Annotated in this window: 9 protein-coding genes; 2 read left to right on the top strand and 7 right to left on the bottom strand. The window is 46.2% G+C overall.

Features of this window, described 5'->3' with window-relative positions; translation table 11 throughout:
• The coding region (locus F0364_RS25565) for a hypothetical protein (RefSeq protein WP_207632881.1) at positions 1 to 259 on the top strand (259 nt) is incomplete at its 5' end.
• A 4-nt stretch (positions 260 to 263) separates the two neighbouring features.
• Positions 264 to 1,181 (top strand): helix-turn-helix domain-containing protein, encoded by a 918-nt coding sequence (locus F0364_RS25560; protein WP_153800663.1) that lies wholly within the window; start codon positions 264 to 266, stop codon positions 1,179 to 1,181.
• Between the two features lie 182 nt (positions 1,182 to 1,363).
• On the opposite strand, the gene F0364_RS25555 is transcribed toward F0364_RS25560, so the two are convergent.
• From F0364_RS25555 to F0364_RS25525, 7 genes are all read right to left on the bottom strand, one after another.
• Entirely contained in the window at positions 1,364 to 2,140 is a 777-nt protein-coding gene (locus tag F0364_RS25555) for an SDR family oxidoreductase (RefSeq protein ID WP_153800662.1), read from the bottom strand.
• A 50-nt stretch (positions 2,141 to 2,190) separates the two neighbouring features.
• Positions 2,191 to 2,769 (bottom strand): TetR/AcrR family transcriptional regulator, encoded by a 579-nt coding sequence (locus F0364_RS25550; RefSeq protein WP_153800661.1) that lies wholly within the window; start codon positions 2,767 to 2,769, stop codon positions 2,191 to 2,193.
• Positions 2,770 to 3,055: 286 nt separating this feature from the next.
• Positions 3,056 to 3,916, bottom strand: coding sequence for an SDR family oxidoreductase (locus F0364_RS25545; protein WP_153799039.1), 861 nt, complete (start codon positions 3,914 to 3,916; stop codon positions 3,056 to 3,058).
• Positions 3,917 to 3,995: 79 nt separating this feature from the next.
• Positions 3,996 to 4,565 (bottom strand): Crp/Fnr family transcriptional regulator, encoded by a 570-nt coding sequence (locus F0364_RS25540; RefSeq protein WP_153799038.1) that lies wholly within the window; start codon positions 4,563 to 4,565, stop codon positions 3,996 to 3,998.
• Between the two features lie 123 nt (positions 4,566 to 4,688).
• Positions 4,689 to 5,456 (bottom strand): helix-turn-helix domain-containing protein, encoded by a 768-nt coding sequence (locus F0364_RS25535; RefSeq protein ID WP_235921135.1) that lies wholly within the window; start codon positions 5,454 to 5,456, stop codon positions 4,689 to 4,691.
• A 40-nt stretch (positions 5,457 to 5,496) separates the two neighbouring features.
• Positions 5,497 to 5,850 carry a hypothetical protein gene (locus tag F0364_RS25530; RefSeq protein WP_153799036.1) on the bottom strand — a complete coding sequence of 118 codons (354 nt, stop codon included), beginning with the start codon at positions 5,848 to 5,850 and terminating at the stop codon, positions 5,497 to 5,499.
• A 1-nt stretch (position 5,851) separates the two neighbouring features.
• Positions 5,852 to 6,895 (bottom strand): NAD-dependent epimerase/dehydratase family protein, encoded by a 1,044-nt coding sequence (locus F0364_RS25525; RefSeq protein WP_153799035.1) that lies wholly within the window; start codon positions 6,893 to 6,895, stop codon positions 5,852 to 5,854.
• Between the last annotated feature and the right edge of the window lie 100 nt (positions 6,896 to 6,995).

The following is a 6,995-nucleotide window of genomic DNA, read 5'->3' as shown; positions in this document are numbered from 1 at the left end:
AGGTCTTACTTCCACTAATTTTATGGAAGCGGCAGCATTAAAAAATGAAACAGGTGATGCATTGATCGCCGGAGCACCTACCCAAACGGCAGACCAGGTGGCTGAAGAATTTACTAAAGCCTACTATAACGGAAAAAGGACTGCGGTATCAGGGGGTATTAACCGCTTTGCAGTCAAATTGCTCACCGTGATACCCAATTCGGTGATCGCGGCAAGCTCCGCCAGGACTTTTAAAAAACGGACGAACCAAAAAGGTTAAGCATATGAAGAATAACAGCAGACCGCATTTACATATCGATTCATTAGCTGAATTACATAAACTGTTAGGCTTTGCCAAACCAAAGCACCCGCTGTTTACCGTTCTCCGGTTTAAAGAATTCCCGGCGATCGAGCTTGAAGATGGCATGAAACTCAGCGCAGATTTTTACCAGATAACTTATAAAAAGGGTTGCTGTAATAAAATGATCTATGGCCAGTCCGAGTTCGATTTTGACGAAGGTGTCCTGTCTTTTTTTGCCCCCAAACAAACATTTATCAAGGATGGTGAAGTTATCCCGCCCGGCGGGTTTTTGATCATGATTCACCCTGATTATATCAAAGGAACTTCACTGCAGACCAGGATCAGATCGTTCAGTTTTTTCGACTATGCGGTAACCGAGTCTTTGATCTTGTCCGAGGACGAGGAAGCATTTATTGAACAAGTTTTCATGCAGATCGAAAAGGAGGCCATACGGCCTATAGATAAGCATAGCCAGGATGTGATCATTTCCAGCCTCGAACTACTACTGACCTATGCTGACCGCTTTTATACGCGGCAGTTCCTGACGCGTAAACCAAAATACAATACCCTTCTTGCCAGATTTGAAAAGTACCTCGATGAGTTGATACATACTGACGCCATTCCAGGACACGGCGTGCCGAATGTAGCAGCGATAGCAGCCAAATTCAACCTTACGCCTAAATATTTCAGCGACCTGATCCGGCAGCATACCGGGCGTTCTGCACAACAACACATTCATGACAAGCTGATAGAAGCCGCAAAAGAAAAATTATCCGGCACAGCACTATCCGTCAGCGAAATTGCCTATCTGCTCGGCTTTGAGCACCCGCAGTCGTTCAGCAGGCTTTTTAAATTAAGAACCAAGTTTACGCCATCAGCATATCGCGCTGCGCTAAATTGATGACGTAGCAGCAATATAGTGTCGCTACTTGGCTTAAGATCTCCGGTTTAAGTTGACGGCTAATTATAACCCGGGGAAAAACAATGCCCTTTGATTGGAACTTTTCTTGATGGAAAGACAATAACGAAAACCTTTAATCAACCGTTAAAGGCTTTCATTTATCCCAATAGTTACTTTTACATTTAACTGACAACCGGCAATGATCCGCCATCTATAGCGTAGATCGCTCCGGTAAGGTAAGCGGCGGAAGGTGAAACCAGGAAATGGACAAGCTGGGCAACCTCCTCCGGTTCGGCCATTCTCCCCATTGGAATGCCGCCGGTCTGCGCCATCAATTGTCTTATGCCTTCTTCGGGAGTGATACCGGCTGAAGCAGCATAATCTTCCAGAAATTTTACCATGGGTGCTGTTTTGGTCGCGCCCGGCGCTACGGTCACGACACGTACACCCTTAGCGGCCAGTTCGGTAGCCAACGCTTTACTGTAACTGTTCAGCGCCGCTTTAGAGACGGCGTAAGCTAAATTCAAGTTCCATAATGCTTGTTTCCCGGCGACCGAAGAAATGTGGATGATTACACCGCTTTGCTTTTCTATCATCTTTGGCAGCAAGGTCCTGTCCAGGCGAATGGCAGAAATGAGGTTCAGGTCTAATTCCTGTTGCCAATGCGCATCGGTCAGTGTACTGTGTCCACCACCCGGCGTAGTCAGCCCGCCTACATTATTGATCAGAATGTCAATACCTCCGAAGTTGTCATCAATTTCTTTGGCAAGCCGGTCTACGTCACCGGTATTGGTAACGTCTGCGGCAATAAAATGATGCGGGATTTCTTGCGGTTTTGTTCTCGCACTGACAATGACCTGCGCACCTGCTTTGGCCAGTTCATCAGCTATAGCTTTACCAATTCCCTTTGTGCCACCGGTTACTAAAGCTGTTTTACCTTTTAAATCTGTTGTATCCATATTTGAAAATTATTATTCTGAAACGTTTGTTTCAGAAAAGGTGAAAAAAATTATTTTGATAATTGCTTAATAAAATACGCTGCCATGCGCTTGATCTTCACAGGGTCTTTGTGAAGGATATAGCTCTCGTACCAACCCGTCCAGGTGCTGTTAAAATAATCGGCAAGCAATGCGGGGTCCTCGTCGGCGCGTATCTCACCCTGATCCATTGCCTTACTGATCAGGTCATGCAGAAATTGATATGATCGCTGATCGTCCGCCACCAGGATTTGTTTTACGCGCTGGTCATTTGTAGCCACTTCAAAAGCGCTTTTAACAGCCATACAACTGTCTTCGCCATTGATGATAATATTCACCGCATCGTGCATGTAGTCCACCAGGGTAGCAAATGGTGATTTCTTGCTTTTCAGGCGCTTTTCCCAGTCCAGCTTTCGCAGGTCCGTATAATGCTGAACACAACGTACAAAAAGTTCCTGCTTATCGCCGATGGTATTGTAAAGGCTGCTGCTGTTGATCTGCATGGCATCGGTCAGGTCACGGAGCGAAGCGCCGTTATACCCCTTCTTCCAAAAAACTTCCATCGCTTTCTGAATCGCAAGTGCTTCGTCAAATTCAACATTCCTGGCCATATCGGCACGAAGATATATAAATCTGAAACAATCGTTTCAGATTTACTCATAAATTTCCCCGCCAGGCAACGCTATCGCTTTGCTGGTAGGAAAACCTTAATGCGGCTCATGGGAAGCATATTTTGAACTCAAAAGCCGCAGGCAACAAAATCTTCCGCTGGGGCTATTTGAGCCGAATAGCAATTAGCTTTAGGCCAATACAAACATATCTTACACATTCGCCAATAACAACAAATAAAAAACGGCAGTAGCTCACGCCACTGCCGCCCTATTAAAGCTGTCCCGCTTACAATAACTCTCCCATTCCGAACACCCTCAATCCTTTGGCAAATTGTTCGTCTATAGCCTGGTTGGCGGCTTCAATGTATTGGCCGGTTATGGGGTCAACCACGGTGCGTAATGGCCGGGTGCCTTTTGGGGTGTTGATCAATTTTACAATGGCGTCGGCAACATCCTGCGGGTTCGGTTTTTTAGCTTGCATCTCTCCACCCAGCGCGGCTACCATTTTGTTGGGTATATGAGCAATGGCACTGTACCCCGCAAACACACCCTGATCAGATGCGGGGTTGTTCTTTTGCTGCATTTCGGTAGGGAAAGCACCCGGCTCCACAATGGCTACATCGATGCCTAAACGTTTCACCTCGTAATGCAGGCCCTCGCTTATTCCTTCCAGTGCAAATTTGGAGGCCGCATAAATGGTAGCGAACGGGAACGATACCCGCCCAAAGCCGCTGGTCACGTTAATGATCAGTCCTTCGGCCTGTTTACGCATGGCAGGTAACACTTGTTTGATCAGTCGCCAGGGGGCATAAACGTTGATATCAAATGTGGTGTGCACATCGGCCGTGGTAAAGCTTTCGGCAACACCAGTCATGCCGTAACCGGCGTTGTTTACCAGCACATCAATAGCGCCTTCTTTGGCTAAAATGGTATCAACGGCCTGCTTCACGCTCTCGTCGTCGGTCAGGGTAACATCCAAAACGGTTACGTTTGCAACGGCCGCAAGGGCCTGGGCTTTATTGGCATTACGCCCCTTGGTATCGCGCATCGTGGCGTACACGTGGTGCCCTAAGGCGGCCACCGTATGGGCGGTTAGCCAGCCAAAACCACTATTTGTTCCCGTTATTAATACGATCTTTTTGCTCATCTTTTTTAATTGTTTAAATGAATAAGCAAATGTTGGAAATGACAACGGGAAAACATTTACCATTTGGTAAAAAGCACCGTTAACGGATATTACGGCGTATACGGCTCAGCGATTGCTGGGTGATGCCCAGGTATGAGGCCACGTATGAAAGTGGGATACGGTTGATGAGGTTAGGGAAGCTTTGGATGAATGACAGGTAACGCGTGGTGGCATCTTCCGATACCAGCGGACTGCGCCGCTCCATGGCCAGCAAAAGGCATTTTTTTACCATCTTGGCTTTCATCATTTCCCAGCCCACAATGGTGTTGGATATCTCGTCCCAGTCTTTTTTAGTAAAAGCAAGTACTTTGCAGTCGGTTACTGCCTGTACATATTCCGAGGCTGCGATCTGCGATTCAAATTTTTCATTGTCCACCACAAAATTGCCTTCATCCACAAAATAATTAGATATCTCTTCTCCCTTGTTGTTATAATAGCAAAAGCGGAACACGCCTTCCAGCACAAAAGCCACATACCGGGGCACTTTCCCGGCTTCCGACAGGTAATCGTCTTTTTTGAGTTCAAGTGTTTGAACCTTGCTCAGCAAAAACTCGATTTGTTGTTTGTTCAGGTCACCAAATTGCAGGATCAGATTTATAAGCGCTTCCATCACTTAAAGATAGTACACGGCGCGGGGCATTCATTTATCATATGGTAAAAAATGAAGTGAGCCGGACAAAAGCGTTCAAAAGCCCGTGAGATCTTCAGTAGCTGTCATTAACTGATTTACCCATTAGTCTCCATTGTTCATTTTAAGCGAAGTTGGAACTATCCCAAACTCTTTTTTGAAGGCAACAGAAAAATGGGATAAGGATTCAAAACCGAGTTCAAGATAAATATCCGAAGGCTTCCTGCCTTGATGCTGCACAAGAAAATAGGCCTCCTGCAAACGCTTTCTCACCAACCAGCGGCTTGGGGAGTCCTTAAATACCAATTTAAAGTCGCGTTTGAAAGCAGAAAGGCTACGTCCTGTGAGCAAAGCGAATCGCTCCAGACTGACATTGAACCGAAAATTCCGGTTCATGTAGGCTTCTATATTAATTTTTTGAGGGGTATCGAAATTAAAGAATATACCCGCAAGCTCAGGTTGCGACCTCAGCAGGATGATCAGCAGCTCCTCGTATTTAACATCTTCAAAGGCGGCGTCCAGTTCCATAGCACCTATATAATAAGGTTTTATCGACCGGATAAAGCTGTAGATCAATTCAGTTTTAGCAACCTCTATAATAGCCCGTTCGGACCAAAACTTTGCGATGTTGTTTTGGTGCTTTTGCCCAAACTGACGGAGGAACTCCTCATCAAAACAAAACAGGATCGGCTCAAAATCTTCAGTCGTGCTGTTGAGTATGAATTTGACCAGGTGGTTTCTGCGGGCAATACAGCAATCACCCGATCGGTAGGTGTAAATTTCGTTTCCGTCAAAAAAACTGACGCTACCTTTGGCAACATATAAAAAAAGATGGTCGGGGATGAACTGTTCTTTCAGTATATCAGGCTTCAAGTGATTAGTTATCGATCTCATCTTGCCGGGTTTAGTTTTGCTAAGCCGTTTCACCTTTGAAGGGATGCCCTAAATAGATTAGCAACAAAGGCACGATCAAAAATGGCACTTCTATTAAAGCGAACTTGTAATTTCCTGCTTTCAGCGCTAAGGCCATCATGATTACCAACTGCACCGCCCGAAGCGCGTTTCCCCAAAAGAACGTCTTGGGAAATAAGATCAATATGGCCGTGGTGATCGCCCATACGCCAAACACCATGCGCATTGCATCCGTTATCCCCAGGACCGACATCATATGGATGTATTCTTCAGATGGTTTCTTCCATGCCCGGCCGCCATGGCCGATACCTAAATATAAAGAAATCAACATCAAAGCGCCGCTTAAGATCTTCATATCAGTCAGTTTTGATCAGGTTATATTTGACCATGCTGTCTACCGATGCCAGCAATGTTTCTTCCTGCGAGGCAATAGGGCTCCAGCCTAATACGGTCCTGGCTTTTTGATTGCTTATATTCCGGTTCATCCTGATGAGTAACAGCGCTTCTTTAGCCTGCTTGTTGACTAATGACCCTAACCGCAGGATCCAGGTCGGTAGCCGTCTTGTAGCCACCAGTCGCGATACATCCGGTCGTTTGTTCCTCAATAATGCGGCAATTTCAGGCAATGAAATTTGTCCGTCTGCACTGGCAATAAAGCGTTGGCCACTGGCCTCAGGAATTAACATTGCCCGGATATGCAGATCTGCGACATCCCTGACATCTACTAGGTTAAGCGAAATGTCCGGGACTGCTTTCATCGATCCGTTCAGCAGGTTTTTAAGCAAATGGAAGCTACCTGAGGTATGCGCGCCCAGCGTCGGACCCAAAATGGCAACGGCATTGATAGTTACCAATTCCAGCTTGCCGCCTTCCGATCCTATGAAATCCCAGGCTGCTCTTTCGGCCAGTGTTTTTGATTTTTCGTAAGCCGATAGCCCCTTTGCTGCCGTATCCGTCCAGTCCGTTTCTGTGGTTTCCCTGCTCTTATCGGTTTGCGTAAAGCCGACCGCACCAAAATTGGAGGTCATTACTACCCGTTCCACTCCCCCAAGCTTCGCGAACTTCAGGATACGCAAAATGCCTTCCACCGCAGGCCGGATGGCTTCCTGCTCATTTTGGGGCTTCTCAAAGAACACTGGAGAAGCTACGCTCAATACATATTTACAACCTTTCATCACCTGTTCCCAGTTATCGTCTTTGGTAAGTTCTGCTTCTGCATAAGAGAGATGATCAATGGCCGTCACGCCCTGAGCTATCAGCGTGTTTTGCAATTGGGTTTTACTTGCCAGACTACGAACAGTTGTCCTCACCCGGTATCCTTTTTGTAATAATTGCAGAATGATCTGCCGGGCAACAAACCCCGTTCCACCCGTTACTAAAACGGTTCCTTTGTCTTCCATTTTCTTTCGATTAAAATATGACACAAAGGTCCGGGTAAAAATGAAGGACAAGTTTTCTGAAAAGTCCAATTTGTTTTATTGAGCGGTCCATCCAAATGGC

This window comes from Foetidibacter luteolus (assembly GCF_009650435.1).
GTDB lineage: Bacteria > Bacteroidota > Bacteroidia > Chitinophagales > Chitinophagaceae > Foetidibacter > Foetidibacter luteolus.
Note: the sequence above shows the minus strand (reverse complement) of the source record. Positions and strands in the feature narration are given on the sequence as shown.

Bases quoted from the DNA above. Each gene is read 5' to 3' on its own strand.
- F0364_RS25560 (WP_153800663.1), top strand. From the start codon at position 264: ATGAAGAATAACAGCAGACCGCATTTACATATCGATTCATTAGCTGAA.
- F0364_RS25555 (WP_153800662.1), bottom strand. From the start codon at position 2,140: ATGGATACAACAGATTTAAAAGGTAAAACAGCTTTAGTAACCGGTGGC.
- F0364_RS25550 (WP_153800661.1), bottom strand. From the start codon at position 2,769: ATGGCCAGGAATGTTGAATTTGACGAAGCACTTGCGATTCAGAAAGCG.
- F0364_RS25545 (WP_153799039.1), bottom strand. From the start codon at position 3,916: ATGAGCAAAAAGATCGTATTAATAACGGGAACAAATAGTGGTTTTGGC.
- F0364_RS25540 (WP_153799038.1), bottom strand. From the start codon at position 4,565: ATGGAAGCGCTTATAAATCTGATCCTGCAATTTGGTGACCTGAACAAA.
- F0364_RS25530 (WP_153799036.1), bottom strand. From the start codon at position 5,850: ATGAAGATCTTAAGCGGCGCTTTGATGTTGATTTCTTTATATTTAGGT.
- F0364_RS25525 (WP_153799035.1), bottom strand. From the start codon at position 6,895: ATGGAAGACAAAGGAACCGTTTTAGTAACGGGTGGAACGGGGTTTGTT.